Genomic DNA, 818 nt, shown 5'->3' on the forward strand with positions numbered 1-818 from the left:
GGCTTTCAAAGCCTTGTGTTGGCCAATTAGGGCGATACTTACAGGTTTTAAACAGCGACTCTGCAAACGGATTATCGTTACTCACCCTCGGTCTGCTATATGAAGTGAGTACCCCTAACTCATACGCCTTCATACGCATGGTCTGTGCTTTCATGGGTGCGCCATTGTCTGAATGCAGTACCACGCCTGTATGCAGACACTGCTCACTGATTAACGTACGCTGTAGCAGTTCGGCTGCCAGTACACCTGACTCGTGATCATGCACTTCCCAACCGACAATCTTACGGCTATAGACATCCTCTATCATGTACAGATAATAAAACTGCCCGCGAACAGGGCTTGGCAAATAAGTGATGTCCCAGCAGAACACTTGGCAGGGGCCTGTCGCTGTGAAGGTCTTTGGTGCCTTTGATACTCGAGGGGCAATACTGCGACCTCGATGATTGAGTTGTTGGTGTTGCTTGAGTACCCGGTAAAAAGTGGACTCTGAACCATAATACAACCCCTCATCAAGCAGTGTCGGTACAATCTGGGTGGGCGGCAAGCTTGCAAAGCGTGGCAGGTTACACACGGCAATGATCGCGGCTTGCTCAGACGCGCTTAGCTTGTTCTTCGGTACTGGGCGTATGGCATCTAATCGCTTGTCCCAGCTCACCTGACCCGCGCGGTACCAGCGCCGATAAGTGCGTATGCTGATACCCACCTCAATACAGGCAAGATTAAGTCTAGCACCTGACTGATTCGCGTCTTGTATCCACGCTAGATATTGTTTGCGCTCTGGCAGCAAGGTCAGTCGTCCTCGTGCTCCTCCCAAAACG

Annotated in this window: 1 protein-coding gene; it reads right to left on the minus strand. The window is 51.2% G+C overall.

The window, feature by feature from the left end:
- The coding region (locus JMX97_RS13640; protein WP_201558967.1) for a DDE-type integrase/transposase/recombinase at window positions 1-818 on the minus strand (818 nt) is incomplete at both ends.

The organism is Psychrobacter sp. 72-O-c (genome assembly GCF_904846605.1).
GTDB lineage: Bacteria > Pseudomonadota > Gammaproteobacteria > Pseudomonadales > Moraxellaceae > Psychrobacter.